General features: G+C 58.6%; 16 protein-coding genes. 2 read left to right on the top strand and 14 right to left on the bottom strand.

Annotated elements, in window-relative coordinates:
- Window positions 1–28: 28 nt before the first annotated feature.
- From JJQ76_RS08690 to leuS, 9 genes are all read right to left on the bottom strand, one after another.
- Window positions 29–505, bottom strand: a complete 477-nt coding sequence (locus JJQ76_RS08690) for a type IV pilin protein (protein WP_210396472.1) — start codon at window positions 503–505, stop codon at window positions 29–31.
- The gene (locus JJQ76_RS08695) at window positions 505–5,076 is read right to left on the bottom strand and encodes a PilC/PilY family type IV pilus protein (RefSeq protein ID WP_210396388.1); all 4,572 of its coding nucleotides are present in this window, start codon (window positions 5,074–5,076) and stop codon (window positions 505–507) included. Before JJQ76_RS08695 ends, JJQ76_RS08690 begins: the two co-directional genes overlap by 1 nt.
- Window positions 5,077–5,106: 30 nt before the next feature.
- Window positions 5,107–5,583, bottom strand: coding sequence for a pilus assembly PilX N-terminal domain-containing protein (locus JJQ76_RS08700; RefSeq protein WP_210396389.1), 477 nt, complete (start codon window positions 5,581–5,583; stop codon window positions 5,107–5,109).
- Complete coding sequence (locus JJQ76_RS08705; RefSeq protein ID WP_210396473.1) at window positions 5,580–6,710, bottom strand: PilW family protein; 1,131 nt, start codon at window positions 6,708–6,710, stop codon at window positions 5,580–5,582. Before JJQ76_RS08705 ends, JJQ76_RS08700 begins: the two co-directional genes overlap by 4 nt.
- 2 nt (window positions 6,711–6,712) lie before the next feature.
- On the bottom strand, window positions 6,713–7,273 hold the full coding sequence (pilV, locus tag JJQ76_RS08710) for a type IV pilus modification protein PilV (protein ID WP_210396391.1): 561 nt from the start codon (window positions 7,271–7,273) through the stop codon (window positions 6,713–6,715).
- Window positions 7,264–7,851, bottom strand: coding sequence for a GspH/FimT family pseudopilin (locus tag JJQ76_RS08715; RefSeq protein WP_210396474.1), 588 nt, complete (start codon window positions 7,849–7,851; stop codon window positions 7,264–7,266). Before JJQ76_RS08715 ends, pilV begins: the two co-directional genes overlap by 10 nt.
- Before the next feature lie 140 nt (window positions 7,852–7,991).
- Window positions 7,992–9,011 (bottom strand): DNA polymerase III subunit delta, encoded by a 1,020-nt coding sequence (gene holA / locus JJQ76_RS08720; RefSeq protein WP_210396393.1) that lies wholly within the window; start codon window positions 9,009–9,011, stop codon window positions 7,992–7,994.
- The gene (locus JJQ76_RS08725) at window positions 9,008–9,511 is read right to left on the bottom strand and encodes an LPS-assembly lipoprotein LptE (RefSeq protein ID WP_210396395.1); all 504 of its coding nucleotides are present in this window, start codon (window positions 9,509–9,511) and stop codon (window positions 9,008–9,010) included. The genes holA and JJQ76_RS08725 overlap by 4 nt, the downstream gene beginning before the upstream one ends.
- Before the next feature lies 1 nt (window position 9,512).
- The gene (gene leuS, locus JJQ76_RS08730) at window positions 9,513–12,104 is read right to left on the bottom strand and encodes a leucine--tRNA ligase (protein ID WP_210396396.1); all 2,592 of its coding nucleotides are present in this window, start codon (window positions 12,102–12,104) and stop codon (window positions 9,513–9,515) included.
- 143 nt (window positions 12,105–12,247) lie between these two features.
- Between leuS and JJQ76_RS08735 the strand changes: the two genes are divergently transcribed.
- Complete coding sequence (locus JJQ76_RS08735; protein WP_210396398.1) at window positions 12,248–12,796, top strand: zinc ribbon-containing protein; 549 nt, start codon at window positions 12,248–12,250, stop codon at window positions 12,794–12,796.
- Here JJQ76_RS08735 and lnt read toward each other — a convergent pair.
- The 5 genes from lnt to miaB form a co-directional block, all read right to left on the bottom strand.
- Window positions 12,729–14,300: an apolipoprotein N-acyltransferase gene (gene lnt, locus JJQ76_RS08740; RefSeq protein ID WP_210396400.1), complete on the bottom strand. Its 1,572-nt coding sequence runs from the start codon at window positions 14,298–14,300 to the stop codon at window positions 12,729–12,731. The genes JJQ76_RS08735 and lnt overlap by 68 nt on opposite strands.
- 7 nt (window positions 14,301–14,307) lie before the next feature.
- The gene (locus tag JJQ76_RS08745) at window positions 14,308–15,159 is read right to left on the bottom strand and encodes a CorC family transporter (protein ID WP_210396405.1); all 852 of its coding nucleotides are present in this window, start codon (window positions 15,157–15,159) and stop codon (window positions 14,308–14,310) included.
- Window positions 15,156–15,635 (bottom strand): rRNA maturation RNase YbeY, encoded by a 480-nt coding sequence (gene ybeY, locus JJQ76_RS08750; protein ID WP_210396406.1) that lies wholly within the window; start codon window positions 15,633–15,635, stop codon window positions 15,156–15,158. The genes JJQ76_RS08745 and ybeY overlap by 4 nt, the downstream gene beginning before the upstream one ends.
- Window positions 15,632–16,615, bottom strand: coding sequence for a PhoH family protein (locus JJQ76_RS08755; RefSeq protein ID WP_210396407.1), 984 nt, complete (start codon window positions 16,613–16,615; stop codon window positions 15,632–15,634). Before JJQ76_RS08755 ends, ybeY begins: the two co-directional genes overlap by 4 nt.
- Window positions 16,616–16,688: 73 nt before the next feature.
- Window positions 16,689–18,032, bottom strand: coding sequence for a tRNA (N6-isopentenyl adenosine(37)-C2)-methylthiotransferase MiaB (gene miaB, locus JJQ76_RS08760; RefSeq protein WP_210396408.1), 1,344 nt, complete (start codon window positions 18,030–18,032; stop codon window positions 16,689–16,691).
- A gap of 183 nt (window positions 18,033–18,215) precedes the next feature.
- Between miaB and JJQ76_RS08765 the strand changes: the two genes are divergently transcribed.
- On the top strand, window positions 18,216–18,533 hold the full coding sequence (locus JJQ76_RS08765) for a DUF1820 family protein (protein ID WP_210396409.1): 318 nt from the start codon (window positions 18,216–18,218) through the stop codon (window positions 18,531–18,533).
- Window positions 18,534–18,659 lie beyond the last annotated feature (126 nt).

The following is an 18,659-nucleotide window of genomic DNA, read 5'->3' on the forward strand; positions in this document are numbered from 1 at the left end:
CCGCGGCGCCCTTTTTAGTGCCGGCAGATCAGTTTGACCAGCTGTTTTCACCGCTATCGATAGCGCCGTTATCGTTCACATCCCAGCGTTTGATACCGGTGGAGGTAAGTTCAAGAAAACCGTTGCCCGCTTGTGCGGTACCGTTGATCGGGGTTGCCCTTACGGTAAAACCGCTGGCGTTGGCTGATTCGATGGTGAGGTTGTAAAACTTGTCACCGGAATCGATGGGTGCTTGGGACGGATAGACCGTTGTCTCCGGCGGGTTCGGGAATCCCGTGCCGCTTTGTGCCCCGGCGTAGCTGTTGTTGTCGGTCTTGTAGCGATACAGTGCAGTGGCGAAACCGAGCAGGGCGTTCTGCGCGTCACTGCGCCGGCTGTCGATCAGATACGACTGATAGCTGGGGTAGGCGATGGCGGTGATGATACCCATGATGACCACCGCGATCATCAGCTCGGTGAGGGTGAAGCCCGCCATCCGGCGGGCGTGCATGTGGTTGTGTGCCATTATGGGTTGACCACCTCGATCCAGTAGGTACGGATAGACTCAACGTCGGTGTCGACCTCATCAAGGCGTTCAGGTCCTACCCAGACAGTCGGTTTGGAATCGACCGTATCGATGACCGTCGGCGATGCGGGAATGCTGCCGATGGCCAGCTGAATCACTCGATCGTCCTTGTTGGTGGTGCCATCCTTGTTGATGTCCAGCATCGGTGTGGCGTTGAACAAGCTGACCAGATAGGCACGGCTAGTGCCTTGCGCCGGATTACAGGAACCGGAGTTGGGTGGTGTCGGTTCGTAGGTGGTAAATATGATCTGGTTCTGGATCGTGGCGCTGCCAGCCAGCACTTTCTCGCCCGGATTGGTCATCCTCAACATCCAGCCCTGTTTGCGGCCAACGTAATTGTTGGACAGCGCCAGCTCGGCGGCCGCTTTCTGGGTCGCATCACCCTGCTGAATATGGTTGTCGGTAGCGTCGTAAAGATCGTTTTCGGTCAGCGGAGTAAAGCTTGACGGCTTCTCGTAGACGTCGAACAGCTTGATCATGTAAAAGCGATCTTCAATCACCTGATTAAGCGGGTGAGCGCGATAGCCTGAACCGACTCCCAGCGCCAGATAGCGATCTTTGCCCTCAACGGCGAGTGCGATGTCGGGCGGGTAGTAGAAGCGGCGGTTACCGGCTTCGGTGTTATCAGCCAGAACCGCAATCTTGGTCACATCGACCAGGTGCTGGGGCTGGCTTTGCTCGTTATCGACGTCAAAGCGCCAGATCTGACCGCCCATGTCGCCGACATACATCTGGTCCACGAAACCGTCGCGGTTGATATCGATGACCTTGACTTCAGAGGGGATGCTGTAATCCATGTCGCCAACCACCTCGTCGTGGCTGTTGTCCCCACCGGCAGACCAGATCTTGGCGCCGGTTACCGCGTCGACCATAAACACCGCATTGCCAAAGCTGTCGGCGGTGCGGGTACTGACGTTGTCCTGATTGGTGTCGTAGCCACCAGCAAAGACCAATACGTCGCGCTTGACGTTGTTCAGGCGAATGCGGGTTTTAATCGGCTTCGACCAGGTCTGGCCGAGGTCGGTGAAGTCACCGTTACCGCCATCGATCTGCCACATTAGTTCCGGATTGTTGACGTCTGTGACATCCAGCGCGTAGTAGCTGCGCCCGCCGCGACGCATACCCACGTAAAGGTAGGCGAACTCGCCGGTGTCTTTGAGATCGCCATCACCGTTGATGTCCTTGGTCCATAGAGTGATACCGCCATCGAGACCATAGGGGCGAGGGTCAACAACGTTGTTGGTGTAGAAGGTGTTGAGATTGCCCAGCAGTTCTTTGGGTACGAAAGCGAACTGTTCCTGGCCAGTGTTGATATTGACCGCGTGCAAGTAGCCCTCGTTGGTGCCGAAGAAGATGGTGCTTTCGATCGGGTTGGAGAAACCGTCATAGGTCACCAGTTCTGGACGAGAATGCAGCGGGTCGCCCAGTTGCTTGCGCGGCGCGCCGTTGACATCCAGGCCGCGTGCCCATTTGATCAGGTCTTCGCGGTATTGGGCGGTCTGGCCGACGATGTCGAGCAGTGCGTCCGTGACCAGCGTATTGCTCTCGTGCAACTGGTTCTCGGTGGCGCTAAGCACGGCCCCGGAAACATTGGTATAGATGTTCCGCGACACGGTTTGCATACTCGCCGCACCGCCTTTTTCCACTTGATTGCCGTCTTCGTCCAGTGACCAGAAACTCTGGCTGTTGATGCCGAAAAAGCCGGTATCCGGATCCACCGCCAACTGCTGCGGGTTACGATTATCGTAAAGCTCCGCCGGGCTGCCCTTGAGCTGATACTTCTTCAGGTTGCCGTACCACTTGGCGGTTTCCTGTGGCTTGAACAGGGCGAAGTAAACGTCGTCACGGTGGGCAAAGCGGTTGAACTGGTTGATGGTAACGCTGGGCTCCACAAAGGTGCTGTTGGCCGCTTTGATGGTTTTGATAATGGTGTCGAAGGTGTTGGTCAGATCCTGGGCGGATTCCGCCAGATAGAACGAGCCTCCACCTGCGTCGGCCAGGTCTTGCAGCCAGGTGGTAGAGAACTCAAGGCCAACGGTATAGGTCTTGATGGTCTGATCCTGCGCCAGATTGCCATCCTGGTCGTTGCTCTTAAGGTATTTGATCAGCTCAATGCCGCAGGCCTGGTCGGCACTGCCGCCAACACAGCTGGCATCGCCGGTCATCGCCTTGATCAGGTCGGCCGAGTGGTTGTTATTGGCCTCACCGTCCGTCAGCAGCACGATGTAGTTGGCCTGGCAGCTCTCTTCGATGGGGCTGACGTAAGTGGCTGTACCGGTGATCGCTTCGCTGGAACAGCTGCCCGCGCCGCTCTCCTCACACCCTGCGGGGGAGCGGCTGAAGCCGGCGCCTTCGGTGTACGAATCAGGGTGCGACAGACGTGTGCCCGAGCCGTTGCGGCTGGCCCCGTAGAGCACTTGCTCACCGCGGTAATAGCGGGCGGCTTCGTAGAGGGTGTCAACGATTGGTGTCCAGCCATCGTGGGGCAGGCCGCTGATCGCCTGAATCAGCTCGGACCGCACGGTGTTGGTTGAGTTGTTGATGTCGGAAGCTTTGGCGTAGTACACCAACCGGGGCGGCAGGGTGCTGCCGTCATAGGACTCGGCGACCCGGTCGCCACTGCCCTCGATAACAAGACCGAGGGCATTGCCCGCGCTCCAATCGCCGCGAGCGATAATCTCCTGCAGGATGGGAGCGATGTTGGGTGAGCGGTACTGGCCGCCGACACTGTTCCATGTCTCCGGGCTCCAGCTGACACTGGCCGTAGTTTTACTGCGGTTGCTGATGTTATTGGTGGCGGTGGTAAACGCGCCGGAGTCACCGCTGTTATGGCCGTAGATGGTGTAATTGGCAGTTCCGCTGTCAGTTTCGTCGGCGGTAAATTCGATATAGGCGTTGGTGATCTGGGCGCCTTGAATTAGCGGCAGGTTTTGGTAACGAAGGCCAATGATCTTATCACCCAAGTCCAGGTCGGTACTGTCCAGATCCATGGATGAACCATCCTGCTCGGCATCGTCGTTACCATGGACGATATTGGCGGCGTACTGGTTGTACACACAGGCGCCGTTAGGCACGGTCGCGGTGTTGTAGGTGATATTCAGGGTTGCGGTTTCGTCAATGTTGTTCTCGAACGACTTGAGATCACGAAGCTCGTTGCCGGTGATAAACAGGCTCAGGCTGTTACCTCCGCACCAGCCGCCACGGTTGACGATCTCCTGCACGATGCTGGTCAGGTCCGGGCTGGTGTATGTGCTATTGGCGTTGAACGCCGGCGCGCCGGTCCAGCCAACGGTGGCGCTCGTTTTGCTGCGTCCCGAAATGTTGCCGTTGGCTTCCTCGAAGGGAGCACTCTGGTCGGCGGCTTCGCCCTGGAAGGTGAGGGTGGCTGAAGCGGCGTTGTTGCTTTCTGCGGTCATGCTGAGGGTAGCGGATGTAATGGTCGCCCCTTGCGGAACCATGATTTCGTTGAAACGCAGGCCGATCGTCTGGGCGGTGCCGCCCCCCAGGCCACTGGAATACTCCACATGCAGCTTAACGGCGTCGGATTCGTCATTGTAAGAGGTCACAACGCGCCGGTTGCCGGAGGGGCCACTAACATGCTCAAGAATGAAAGCCATGCTGTTATTGGCTACCCAGCCGGAGCGGTTAACCGTTTCCTGGACAATCGTGCTGATGTCCGGGGTGTAGAGGTAATCGTTGGCGGCCGGTGCATCAGTGATCGACCAGTCCACACTGGCGCTGCTTCGTGCCCGCTTGGAGATATTGTTCTTGTTGCTTCTGAAGCGCCGAGGGTCGTCTTCGGCTTCGCCCCAGATTCTGGCGCTCAGATCGCCATTGTCATAGTCTTCGATCTCGAAGCGCAGGTAGGCATTGACGATGCTGGCATTCTTGGGGATGTCGACATTTCGCAGGCGCAAGCCCACGAGCTGTTCGGTGCTGCCGTCATGCATCAGTTCCAGATCGGAACTGCCGGTGCTGACATTGTTATTACCGAGGTTCTGCTCGGCATCGTCATCGCCGTTGCTGATGAATTTCTCAAACACGGTGGTGGTGGTGGGCTGAATGGTTTCCAGTACCGCGCCATCGATCAGGGTGGTGCCATCGCTGCGTTCGATCGCGTCGTCGCTGCCATTGGTAATCTGGCTGACAATGGTGCCACTCGGAGTGGAGGCGCCCGCTGTGCTGACCACCTCGTCGATATAACGCACTGGATAGAGCACGGGCCCGCCGGGGTTGGTAAACCGCATCAGACCGACGTTGATGTCGGTGGAGGTGTTAAGTACGTTGGTGAGTGCCTGTTTCATCCGGTCCAGACGGGTGACGCTGCCACCATCGTAGCCGTCCATGGAACCGGAGGTGTCGAGGATAAACAGCACGTTGGGGCGAACCGCGATGTTGGTCGATCCGCCAAAATAGATCTCGGTATCGTCTGCCCAGGCAGGGGTGCAGACCAGCCAGGTACTGAGAAAGCTCCCGATAACCACCTTGGTGCGTGTTTTGAAGCTGTTCATGATTAACTCCCCGACTTTCTTAAGTCCCTGTTACTGATTGGTAGAGGTCACAAAACTGACGCGGTAGAACCCTTGGCGAATCAGGGTGCTGGTGTTCATTTCGTCGAGCTCGCCTTCGCCATTAATTTCGTACATGTAGGTGCTGGCGGTACCGATGGAGTTGCCGGGCGCGATGCCTTCGCCACGAAATCGAATGCTGGCCGTGGCGACAACGCCATGGCTACCAACCGCCGTTGAGGTGGTGGAAGAGATGCTGTCTGAGGCATCAATCGCTTCCATCATCATGGTTTCGTTGGTGAACGCCAGTTCGACGGCGCTTTCCGCCGCCTGGAAGGTCCGGTTGTAGGTCTGGGCATTGGCCGCCATTTTTTCTTCGTAGGTCGAGGTTTTGGTGGCGGTGGCAGCGATCAGTGTAACGACCATGATCACCAGCAGGCAGACCACCAGTACCACTCCGCGCTGGCGGTTTGGTAATGAGCTGCTGTTAGGCGTAAGCGAAGCGTTCATCGGTTACGGTTCCTCAGCTGGATGGTGGTAGCGAACACTTGTCGCAGTCGGCGGTCGCCCGGGTGCGTGGCTTCGGGCGTTACCGCCCCCAACGGCTCAACGGTGGCTCCCGGCAGCAGGTAATCCTTGCTGTCAGCGTCCGGCAAAACGTTCTGGCTGCTACTGACCAGGACCGCGATTTTAAGCGCTTCCACCTGACTGAAATCAAGGTCGCCGTCATCGGCGGTGACGTAACGCAGATTGCCGTCCGTGCGGCGCTGGCCGTAGAGGATCTGAAGCTGTTCAACCCCCTCCACCAGCTCCTGTTCGATGCCGTAGTTGCCCGCCCCGTCGTGGTACATGGCGTCGTAGTGGTACAGCGCGTAGATGGCGCCGCCCTGATCGGTGCGGCGACCGGTGTCCTTGATGTAGTAGGCCAAGGCTTCGAACTTCATCACCTGGGCGTCCTCGCCGTAGGCTTTGCTCAGCCTATTACTGCTATTGACGTTATTCGCGTGGGCCAAAGTGACTTTGAAATTATCACTCGCGTCTTTGGCGGTGTTGGAGATGCGGAACATGTCGGCATTGACACAATCAGATACCACCACAATATCGTGCTGAGTAAAGCCCGCGTTGTTATCGCTGATCTTGATGTTGGCGTTCTGACTAAAACAGCTATTAGAGTTGGCTGCCCCGGTGCAGACCACATCTGTTCCGGTTGGGTTGACGAACTGTACGAACACCACGTCACTGCCGACCAGGGCACCGCTGATGGGGTCCAGTGCGTCGTTGCGGTTGATCGCATCCCAGCTGGAGTGGTCGGTTTCATAACCGATTACTGCTTCATTGGTCAGATCCAGACTGGGTGCATTGTTGGCTATGACCCGCAGGTCGATAACTTCAGTATCAATGCAGCCCTGATAACCCGCCATCCGCAGACTACGGGTAAGAATATCGATCGCCAGACGGCCGTTTTCCTGCACGCGGGCGAAAGCGTGAGAGATCCGGTCGGTGCCGCTCGAACCCACGAACACCTGAAACACCCCTAGCATCAGAAAACTGCTGATTACCAGTGCGATCATCAGTTCGATCAGCGACAAACCGCGCTGGTTGTGGCGTGCTGTGAGCGTGCGGCTATGCTGCATCATCGTCAATCCGTCACGTTAAAATCGAGAATGAACTGTTTGGTGGTGTCGCTTCTGTTACTGTTGGCGCCCACGTTCCAGTCCACCTCCTGCCAACTGATGGTGATGGTGTAGTCCGGGCCGGTGGCTGTCACCTCGGCTGTGCCGGAGGGCAGGAGAGGCCGGTAATCACTACCGTCATGGCCGACACCGGTCACGTCGAAAAAGTTTTCGTACCATTCGCGCAGGTCGATATCGCGTATCTGGCTGTCGGAACAGCCATTGAGCGTTGGTGCACAGCTGGTGGCAGAGGGTACTGCCGGTGAAGCGGTATCGACTTCGTAGCGGGTGCTGTCGGCCAAGGCGTAGCCGGCGTTGACCCGGATGCGGTCGGCAAAGTCGTAAGCCAGCAGGCTGGCCTGAGAGCGATAGTAGGCACTACGGTTGTTTTGCAATCCGGTTAGCTGCAGGGCGGTAGCTCCCAATAACGCGGTCGTCAGCAGTACCAGCGCGATCAGCACTTCCATCATGCTCACGCCGCGCTGGGAACTGCGCGACAGGCGCGAGTAGCAGGCAATCAAGGGCATGAGACATTCCCCAGGTTTCCGGTATGGTCGTTGACAATACCGTCGTTATTCTCGTCGGTGGCCAGGCGCGACACCCCGGAGATATTGACGATAATGGCACGGGCGTCGCTGGCCCCTTGCTCGTCACAGAGGGTAAAAGTGCCGGCTTGCGGATCGGCTGCCATCATGAAGCCGGTGGCCGCGTAGTGGAACTTGCCGGCGCCGCCAAAATTAAAACCGCTGCTGCGCAAGGTAGTGTTGCCGTCCAGAGCTTCCTGAACCAGCAGCAGTTCATCGCTTCCGTTAATAACGGCATCGCCGTTGTTGTTGCTGTCGGTAAAGATGATCCATCCCGCCTCCCAGTTGGTGGTGTTGCAGGTGGCCTGGTCGCTGCTGGCGCAGAGGGTAACGATGCTACGCCGGTTAGCCGCTTCACCACGGGCAAAGTGGATCGCTCCCACCAGGGTGTTAATCTGACTGGTCATGCGATTGTCGCGGATAAAGCTGGTAAAGCCGGGTACCACCAAGCCCGCCAGGATGGCGACTACGCTGATCACCACCAGCAGCTCGATTAAGGTAAACCCCTGTGCATCTTTCATTGGCTATGTCCGGCCTGGTTCCACTATCTCACTGTAAACCTTAGGCCGATACTGGGCAGTCTGCTTTGATCTAGCGCAGTGTTAGCCAAGGGCTTTGTTGAGGTAAGTCAAGAAAATAAGGGATGACTAAAACGGTTGTTTTAATCGGCGCGCGGCGAGCTGCCGGATAATCCGGTGATCAGCTGCGCCAGTAGATCCCATGGAGCGGCGGGTGACATCCCCTTGATGGCCTGGTCGGCGGCGGCACACTGTTGCAGCAGGTGCTCCAGCCGGCGGGGAGGGGTACGACTGAGGGCTGCGCCCACCAGTGATTTGCGCTTGCCCCAGATGCGGTGCTTTTTGCACTGGGCGTCGCTGGGCGGTGCGCCTCGGCATTCCAGGGCCAATTCAAGCAGGGTACGGATTTCGCGGCTGAGCGACCAGAGAACCAGCGTTGCCTCGACACCTTCGCTGCGCAAGCCCTGCAACACCTTGAGGCTACGGCCGGTCTTGCCGGCGAGGGCAGCGTCGGTCAGAGTGAATACGTCAAAGCGCGCGCTATCGCTAACGCCGCTGATGATCTGCTCTTCATCGACGCAGCCGGTTATACCCGCCAGCTTGAGTTTTTCAATCTCCTGACTGGCAGCCAGCAGGTTGCCTTCAACCCGCTCAGCCAACAGTTGCGCCGCTGATGGGGTGCAGCTGAGACCGGCGGCCTGAAAGCGGCGGTTGATCCAGCCCGGCAGTTGCGCCATTTCGACCGGCCAGAACGCCAGCGTAGCGCCGGCGTTGTCGATCGCCTTGAACCAGCGGGTTTTCTGCGTGGCCGCGTCAATGCGGGGGGTATAGATCAGTAGTAGGGTGTCGGGAGAGGGTGAACTGAGATACTGCTCCAGAATGGGGCCGCCCTTCTGGCCCGGCTTGCCGTTGGGAATGTGCAGCTCCAGCAGGAGCTTGTCTGAGAACAGCGACAGGCTGTTGGCGCGCTCCAGCAGGTTTTCCCACTGAAAACCGGCATCTGCGTGGAGGGTTTCCCGTTCGGCGTAGCCGGCGTTGCGCGCCGTTGCACGCAGGGTAGTGGCGGCTTCCTGAATCAGCAACGGCTCATCGCCGGAGAGCAGATAGACCGGCAGCAGTGAGCGCTGCAGATGGCCTGAGAGCTGTTCCGGGGTAAGCTTCATGAACCGGACGCGGTGGTTGCTAACGCCAGGTAGCGGCGTATCACCTGGCTGGCGATATTCTGCCGCAGCTCATCCCGCAGCAGCGCTTCTTCAGCCTGCATGGCGTTGATGTTGTTCTCGTCGTAGCGATAGGTTCGTTCTGCGCTGACTTCGAGTGGCCCGGTGGCACTGTCGCCGTTGCGATCGAAAATTTCGAAGCGCAGCTGCGAGCGCAGCTCGTACTCTTCAGTTTTGCCGCGGGTGTTAAGGCTGGCGGCGCGGCGGTTAAAACCCTCGGAGTAGAGTGCGATCCGGTAGTGAGTCTCGCGGGGTGGGCTGACCAGCTCGATACCGTTGGCACGTAGCTGGCGTTCCAGCGTCTGGTAGACCGGCGTGCTGCTGTCGCCCTCCAGAGTCAGGGTCTGCAGCGCTTCGGGAACGGCCACTAATCCGCGCAGCTGAAAGCCGCAGCCTGCCAATAGCAGGCTGAGGCTAAGCGGAAGCAGCAGCCGGCGGATCATCTTACTTGCCGCTGACGACAATGTTGACCAGCTTGCCCGGCACCACAATGACCTTACGAACAACGCCATTGGTAAAGCGGGCGACGTTCTCGTCGGCCAGCGCGGCCTGCTGAATAAAGTCGCGGTCCGCGTCGGCGGGCACTTCGATCTTGCCACGCAGCTTGCCATTGACCTGCACTACGATCTGGAGCGAATCCCGGGTCAGGGCACTGTCATCAACCACTGGCCAAGCCTGGTTGAGAACATCGCTGCCGTGGCCCAAATCGGCCCACAACTGATGGCAGGCGTGAGGAACAATGGGCGAGATCAGCAGCACCGCTGCTTCCAGCGCTTCCTGAGTGACTGCGCGACCCTGTGCGCTGGTGTCGATGAAGCGGCTGACGGTGTTGGTCAGCTCCATCACAGCGGCGATGGCGGTGTTAAAGGTTTGCCGGCGCTCAATGTCGTCGGTGACCTTGGCGATGGTTTCGTGTGTCTTGCGACGCACCGCCTGCTGCTTGTCATCCAGAGATCGGGGTTCAAGGGCACTGACCGGTCCGCGGCTGACATGCTCGTAGACCAGCTTCCAAAGCCGGCGCAGGTAGCGGTTGGCGCCTTCTACGCCGCTGTCTGACCACTCCAGTGATTGCTCCGGGGGGGCTGCGAACATCATGAACAGGCGTACCGTGTCGGCACCGAAACGGTCGATCATCACCTGAGGATCGATGCCGTTATTCTTGGACTTGGACATCTTGCTGATGCCGGCAAAAACCACCGGCTGGCCATCACTCTTGAGCACCGCACTGCTGATGCCGCCTTTGTCGTCGCGCTTGATCTCGACTTCTTGCGGTGAGAACCAGTGGCGACCGCCTTTGTCGTCTTCGCGGTAGTAGGTTTCGGCCAGAACCATGCCCTGGGTTAACAACCGGGCAAAGGGCTCATCCGAGTTGACCAGGCCGAGATCGCGCATCAGCTTGTGGAAGAAGCGTGAATAGAGCAGATGCAGAATGGCGTGCTCGATACCGCCGATGTATTGATCGACCGGAGCCCAGTAGTCGGCGCGTTGGTCCAGCATGGCGTCGGCGGCGTCACGACAGGCGTAACGGGCGTAGTACCAGGAGGACTCCATGAAGGTGTCGAAGGTGTCAGTTTCGCGGGTTGCCGCGCCGCCGCAGTTGGGGCAAGTGGTTTCGTAGAACTCCGGCATCGACTTGATCGGCGAACCGGAGCCGTCAAACTCGATATCGGTCGGCAACACTACCGGCAGGTCTTGCTCGGGGACCGGCAAGGAGCCGCAGCTGCCACAGTTGATGACCGGAATTGGTGTACCCCAGTAGCGCTGGCGGGAAACACCCCAGTCGCGCAGGCGATAGTTAACCTGAATGTCGCCTTTACCGGCTTCTTTGAGGTGGAACGCGATGGCGCGGAAGGCGTCAGCCGAGGTCAAGCCGTCGAACTCACCGGAGTTGATCAGTACCCCTTTGTCCGTGAAGGCTTCCTGTTCGATATCGCAGTTGGCGTCAACACTGTCCGGGGTAATCACCTGCTTGATCGGCAGGTCGTATTTGCGGGCGAACTCCCAGTCGCGCTGGTCGTGCGCGGGGACCGCCATCACCGCGCCGGAGCCGTACTCCATCAGCACGAAGTTGGCTACCCAGACCGGTACGGTATCGCCGGTAATGGGGTGTACTGCACTGAAACCGGTCGCCATGCCGCGCTTTTCCATGGTCGCCATATCGGCTTCGGCGACTTTCATGTGGCTGCACTCTTCGAGGAAGCCGGCGAGTGAGGGATTAGCTTTTGCTGCTTTCTGAGCCAACGGGTGCTGTGGCGCGACGGCCACATAGGTGACGCCCATCAGGGTGTCCGGTCGGGTGGTGAATACGGTCAGGTCGCCGTCACCTTGCACATGGAAACTGAGTTCGACCCCTTCAGAGCGGCCGATCCAGTTCTTTTGCATGGTGCGAACCTGTTCCGGCCAGTTTTCCAGCTGGTCGAGGTCCTTGAGGAGTTCTTCGGCGTAGTCGGTGATCTTCAGGAACCACTGAGGGATCTCTTTACGTTCCACCAGCGCGCCGGAGCGCCAGCCGCGGCCATCAATTACCTGTTCATTGGCCAATACCGTCTGGTCAACGGGATCCCAGTTGACCATGGCGTTTTTCTTGTAGACCAGGCCTTTCTCCATCAGCTTGGTAAAGAACCACTGCTCCCAGCGGTAGTACTCTGGATGGCAGGTGGCGACTTCGCGTGACCAGTCGTAGCCGAAGCCCAGCTGCTTGAGCTGAGCTTTCATGTAGTTAATGTTTTCGTAGGTCCATTTGGCGGGTGCGACCTTGTTTTTGATAGCCGCATTTTCGGCCGGCAACCCGAAAGCATCCCAGCCCATCGGCTGCAGTACGTTCTTACCGCGCATCCGTTGGTAGCGGGTGATCACGTCGCCGATGGTGTAGTTGCGTACGTGCCCCATATGCAGTCGTCCGCTGGGGTAGGGGAACATGGACAGGCAGTAGAACTTTTCCTTATCCGGATCTTCGTTGACTTTAAAACTGTCGTTAACGTCCCAGTGCTGTTGCGCCTGGGCTTCGATCTCGCTGGGGTTGTACTGTTCTTTCATTTCGCCGTGGATGTCCATTTAAAACGCAAAGGCGGCATTGTGGTGGTTGCCGCCTTTGCAGTCAAAGGTAAATCGGAATTTAGCGACTAGGATACAATAGAAGGCGCAGTGCAGATAAGGGTTTTCAGCCAACGGAGTCGTCGATGGATCCTTCCAAAAAAGAAGATGAACGCAGCTCTCTCAGCGAGAGTGCCGTAGCCGCGTACGACCGGATCGTCGAGCGGGTCTACCGCTCGGTCGAGGATCTGGAGGAGCATTCGTGGCCCTATATCAAAGACAAGATTGAAGAAGCCGCGGAACTGGAGCTGGCGGCCCGTGAAATGACCCGCGAAGAGCTGGATCTGCTGTCGGCCTACGTCAAGCGGGATATCAGCGAGCTGGGTCGGATCGCACACAAAACCGGAGAGAGCATCGCGGCGTTACTGAAGTTTGATCTGAATGCGCTGGAACAGCGCGTGGTCGACATGTTCGGTTTGCTGGCGGACCCGGCTACGGTGGATCAGATGGAGCTGGCTCAGCGGTTGGATCACGGTGCGGAAACCTATCTGGCCGGGGAAGTGGCGGGCGTTGGCGCGCTACGCTGTCTCTCCTGCGGACAGTTGGCCGTGTTGACAGAGACGGCGCTTATCGAACCTTGCCATCAGTGTGCCGGGCGTTACTTCGAGCGCGAGCCCTCCCCGCCGATGGTGTGATCAGCTGGTATCGCCGGCGCCAACCGATGACCCCCAGGATCAGGGTGCACAGAAGCAGCAGCGGTGTCGATCCGAGACGGGTGAAGGGTGTGGTGCCGCTCATCGCTGACACTTCGCCACGCAATATTTCGGTTTTGAACTGCGTCGATTGGGCGATCACCTGGCCTGTTTCGTCGATCAATGCGCTGATGCCATTGTTGGTGCCGCGGATCAGCTGACGGCCGTTTTCCAGCGCACGCATACGGGCCATCTGCAGGTGTTGGTGAGGCGCAAGGCTGTCACCGAACCAGGCATCATTGCTGATGGTGAGAAGAAAGTCGCTTTGCAGCGCCGCTTCCCGAACCAGTTCCGGATAGACGATCTCATAGCAGATAAAGGGCGCCAAAGCGTAATCTCCGCTACGTAGCGGCGGTTGGTGCGATGGCCCCAGGCTGAAGCTGGACATCGGTAGATCGAAAAAGCGGATCAGGCCGCGGAGCCAGCCTTCCAGCGGCACATATTCGCCAAACGGCACCAGGCGCTGTTTGTGATACAGCCCGCTGGCGCCGGCAAGTCCTGCCACTGAATTGTGGTAGCGCCAGCCATCGGGCTTGGCGAGCCGGGTTGCTGCGCCGGTGATCAAGCCGATCTGGCGGTCATCCAGTAGCCGCAGCAAGGGTTCCAGCCGGGGGAGTGCTTGATCCAGCAGGAGAGGCAGGGCTGTCTCTGGCCACAGGATCAGGTCGGTGTCATCCAATTGGCGGCTGGGTTCAATGTAGCGCTGCAGTATCTGTTCGCGCTGTTGTGGCAGCCATTTGAGTTGCTGGGCAATATTTCCCTGCACAATGCTGATCCGCAGCGGCGAGGGCTGTGGCGTAACCCAGTTGACGGGCGACCATGCAGCGCCGCTTCCCAGCAGTAGCGCGACTGAGATGGCTGCGCTCCAGCGAACGCTGGCACTGGTGGCGGAGATCAGCAGCCATAGCCCGGCTGATACCGATGCGAGGATAAAACTGACGCCATACACCCCGGCGACCGGGGCCCAACTGGCAAGGGGGGTGTCGAGTGCGGCATAGCCACTCAGGAGCCAGGGAAAACCGGTCAAAAAGGTGCTGCGGAACCATTCACCCAGCACCCATAGGGCTGGAAAGCCAAACGCGATGCTGAGTGGGTGGGTTAGCCGTAACCGCCGCAGAAGCCAAGCCGGGAGCGCAAAAAACAGAGCGATGCCGGCGACGAACAGTGCCGTCAGCAAGGCCGCGAGGGGGATAGGCGCCGGGCCGAATTGATGGATGCTGACAAACACCCATGAGACACCAGTGGCGTAAAAACCGACGCCAAACAACCAGCCGGACAGCGCAGGCCGGTCGGCGCTGCCGATGAGTCCCAGAAACAGGGTCATCGACAACAGCGTCAGTGGCCAGGCATCCACCGGGGCGAAGCCCAAAGGTGCCAATGTGCCGGCGAGTAGCGTAAGCAAATTACGCAGGGTGCCGGTACCCGGCAGCTTTGCAAGCGGAAGCATGGGCTGGTTACTCTGCGTCGAGTACGGATACCTGGACCAGGCGAATGCGGCGGTTGTCTGAATTAAGCACTCGGAAGCTGAACCCGTCTATCTCTACCGATTCATCCCGTGCCGGCAAACGCCCGAATCCCTGGGTGATAATGCCACCGATGGTGTCGAACTCGCTGTCGCTGAACGTGCTGCCGAAGCGCTGGTTAAAGTCGTCGATCGGGGTTAGCGCCTTGACCAGGTAGCAGTTGGCTTCTATCTGCTTGATCTGGGTGTCATCTTCGTCGTCGTCGTACTCGTCTTCGATATCACCAACGATCTGCTCCAGAACGTCTTCAATGGTAACCAGGCCCGCGATGCCGCCATATTCATCCACCACTACCGCCATGTGGTTGCGGTTATCGCGAAACTCCTTCAGCAGAATGTTCAGCCGTTTGCTCTCCGGGACAAAGATCGCGGGGCGTAGATGGTTACGGATACTGAATTCGTCGATCCCGCCACTGAGAAAATAGGGCAGCAGGTCTTTGGCCAGCAGAATGCCGATTACTTCGTCGGGGGAGTCTCCGATCACCGGGAAACGGGAGTGGGCTGATGCGATCATCTCCGGCAGGAACTCCCGTGGTGGTACGTTGGAATCGATCACCACCATCTGCGGGCGTGGGATCATGATCTCGCGGACCTGAAGGTCGGATACCTCCATGGCACCTTCGATAATGCGCAGCGCCTCGGGGTCAAGCAGGTTGGCTTTTTCGGCGTTGCGAAGCAGACCCCGCAAGTCGTCTCGATCTTTAGGCTCATCGGAAAAAGCCTGTGTTATTCGGTCCAGCCAGGATCGCTGACCCTGACCGTTACTCGATCGATCTTCGCTCATTGTCCTTCCGGTGCCTCGTAGTGCGTTTCGTAGGGGGCGGGGATGCCCAGTTTGCCGAGTATGCGGGTTTCCAGTGCTTCCATCTCTTCCGCCTCCCTGTCATCGATATGATCGTAACCAAGCAGGTGGAGCGTACCGTGTATGACCATATGGGCCCAGTGGTGTTGCAGCGGCTTGCTCTGCTGCGCCGCCTCCATAGCAACCACCGGTGCGCAAATCACCAGATCGCCGAGCAAGTTTAGTTCGATTCCCTCGGGAACTTCAAAGGGAAAAGATAAGACATTAGTGGGCTTGTCCTTGCCCCGATAGTCACGGTTGAGCTGTTGGCTTTCGCTCTGGTCCACCAGGCGTATGGTGACCTCCACGGGATCAGCCAGACTGGCGGTGACCGCTTCTACCCACTGCTGCAGCTGTTCGGCCGAGGGCAGGTCGGGCTGGTCGCTGGCAATCTGCAGGTCTATACAGGCGCCGCTCATCCTTTGTGGTCGCCCTGGGCCTGCTGCTCATCATGGGCATCATAGGCTTGTACTATCCGTTGAACCAACGGGTGGCGCACGACATCGCGAGCATCGAACTGGGTAAAGCCGATCCCTTCAACGCCATGCAGTACCTGCTGGGCATGCCGCAATCCAGAGAGGGCTCCGCGTGGCAGATCGACCTGGGTCAGGTCGCCGGTGATGACGGCGGTGGAGCCGAAACCGATGCGGGTCAGGAACATTTTCATCTGCTCCTTGGTGGTGTTCTGGCTTTCATCGAGAATCACAAAGGCGTGGTTGAGGGTGCGGCCACGCATGTAAGCCAGCGGTGCCACTTCGATCACATTGCGTTCAATCAGTCGGCTGACGGTGTCGAACCCGAGCATCTCGTAGAGCGCGTCGTATAGGGGGCGCAGGTAAGGGTCGATCTTCTGTGCCAGATCGCCGGGCAGAAAACCGAGCTTTTCCCCGGCTTCTACGGCGGGGCGAACCAGCAGAATACGGCGGACCTGGTCGCGCTCCAGCGCATCAACCGCACAGGCTACGGCGAGGTAGGTCTTGCCGGTGCCGGCCGGACCGATACCGAAGTTGATGTCCAGCTCACGGATCGAGCGGACATAGTTCTGCTGGTGTTCACCGCGGGGCCGGATCAGGACCTTGCGGGTTTGGATGGTGTCGCCTTGTTTGCCTGTCTGGCCCTGCTGCGCCACGGCGGCTTCCTGCAGCGACAGATGCACCATCTCTGGCGTCAGTTCGGTGCCCTGGCTTGCCTGCCGGTAAAGATTTTTGAGGAGGGTGGTGGCCGCGCGGGTCTTGCTATCTTCGCCCACCAGCTGAAAGTTGTTGCCGCGATTGCGTATCTGTACGCCAACGCGCACTTCAATCAGTTTCAGGTGTTCATCCAGCTGCCCGCACAGGTTGGCCAGATGGGTGGGGTTGTCGGGTTCCAGTGTCAGTTTTACTGCGGTTTCGGTGCTCAAGGAAACTACTCACCTCGCGATGGAAGACAATGAGACACAGGCGCTGTGCCTCTCAGTATGGTTCGGCTCTGGCCTAGTCGGCAAGTTCCGCTGGCAGCAGTTCGCCGGCGAGGCTGTTGGGGTAGGCCTTGTCGATGCGAACGGTTACGAACTGGCCGATCAGCTCGGGATCATCGGTGCTGAAGTTGACCACGCGATTGTTTTCGGTGCGTCCCTGTAGTTTGCCAGGGTCTTTTTTGGAGAATCCGCTCACCAGAATGCGCTGCTCCGTGCCTACCATCGCCTCGCTGATCGCCATTGCCTGTCCGTTGATGCGTTGCTGCAAAATCGCCAGACGCTGCTTCTTGGTGTCGTCATCGGTGCTGTCAGGCAGCTCCGCCGCCGGGGTGCCGGGACGGGCGCTATAGATGAAGCTGAAAGAGTGGTCGAAGCCGATATCATGAATCAGGTTCATGGTCGCTTCAAAGTCAGCCGCGGTCTCGCCAGGGAAGCCGATGATGAAGTCGGAGCTCAGGCTGATCCCCGGTCGGGCTTTGCGCAGCCGGCGGATAATCGACTTGTACTCCAGCGCGGTGTGGCCGCGTTTCATGGCGGCCAGAATGCGGTCGGAGCCGCTCTGGACCGGCAGGTGGACGTGGTTGACCAGCTCGGGGATGTCGGCGAAGGCCTGAATCAGGCTATCGCCGAACTCCATCGGATGCGAGGTGGTGAAGCGGATGCGGTCAATACCGTCAATGGCGGCGACCAGATGCAGTAGTTCAGCCAGGTCGGCGGTTTCACCATCGCCGGTAGCACCGCGATACGCGTTGACGTTCTGTCCCAGCAGATTGACTTCGCGAACCCCCTGTTCGGCCAGTTGCTCGATCTCCTGCAGGACGTCACCCAAGGGGCGCGAGACCTCTTCGCCTCGGGTGTAGGGTACTACGCAGAAGGTGCAGTACTTGCTGCAGCCTTCCATGACGGAAACAAAGGCTTCCGCACCCTCAACCTTGGGCGCGGGCAGGCGATCGAACTTTTCGATCTCCGGGAAGCTGACGTCGACCAACCCGCTTTGGCCCTGATGGGTCAGATCGACCATCTCGGGAATGCGATGCAGGGTCTGCGGGCCGAACACCATGTCAACATAGGGTGCCCGGCTGCGGATGGCGGCGCCCTCCTGGCTGGCGACGCAGCCGCCAACGCCAATGACCAGTTCGGGGCGCTGCTCCTTGAGCTTTTTCCAGCGGCCCAGCTGGTGGAATACCTTTTCCTGTGCTTTTTCGCGAATCGAGCAGGTATTGAGGAGCAGAATATCCGCTTCGTCGGCGTTGTCGGTGACCTCCATCTCATGGCTTTCCCCCAGCAGGTCAGCGATGCGCGAGGAATCGTACTCGTTCATCTGACAGCCGTGGGTTTTGATGTAAAGCTTCTTTGCCATGGATTCAACAACCTCTGTGTGCTTCTGCGGAGCGGATAACCGCTCAGCGTAAAACGGCTGATTATACCACGTGCGACCGGTCCGACAGCAATGCTGTCGTGCGCGTAATAGCGGTGGAGAAGGGCGCTTTTATAACGTCGAGGGAGCGCCTAAAATGGCGCAAATTTTCTGAGCAATGACACTATGGCCAGCAAACATCTCTACCGCGTAATGTTCGTCAATCAGGACCAGTTGTTCGAAGTCTATGCCCGTGCGGTCTATAGCTCTGATTTATATGGTTTTGTCGAGATCGAGGAACTCGTTTTCGGGTCGCAGTCGCAGGTGGTGGTCGATCCCGGCGAAGAAAAACTGAAGAACCTGTTTCAGGACGTCAAGCGGAGCTTCATCCCTATGCACGCAGTAGTGCGCATTGACGAAGTGGCGAAGGAGGGGGTGAGCAAAATCTCGGACGCCAAAGGATCGGTGGCGGCCTTCCCCGTGACGCTGCCCAAACGCGATTAATCCCCGGATGACGGATCGATGCGGAGTTGATGGCGGTCAGCTTTTGTCAGGCTAGCGGTTGTAACCCCTTCGACAGCGGTTAAACTGGCTCAATGAGATGGCCAGAGAAGGCCGTGATGCGTTGCT

It is taken from the genome of Motiliproteus sediminis, assembly GCF_017912535.1.
In the GTDB taxonomy this organism is placed as follows: Bacteria; Pseudomonadota; Gammaproteobacteria; order Pseudomonadales; family Balneatricaceae; genus Motiliproteus; species Motiliproteus sediminis.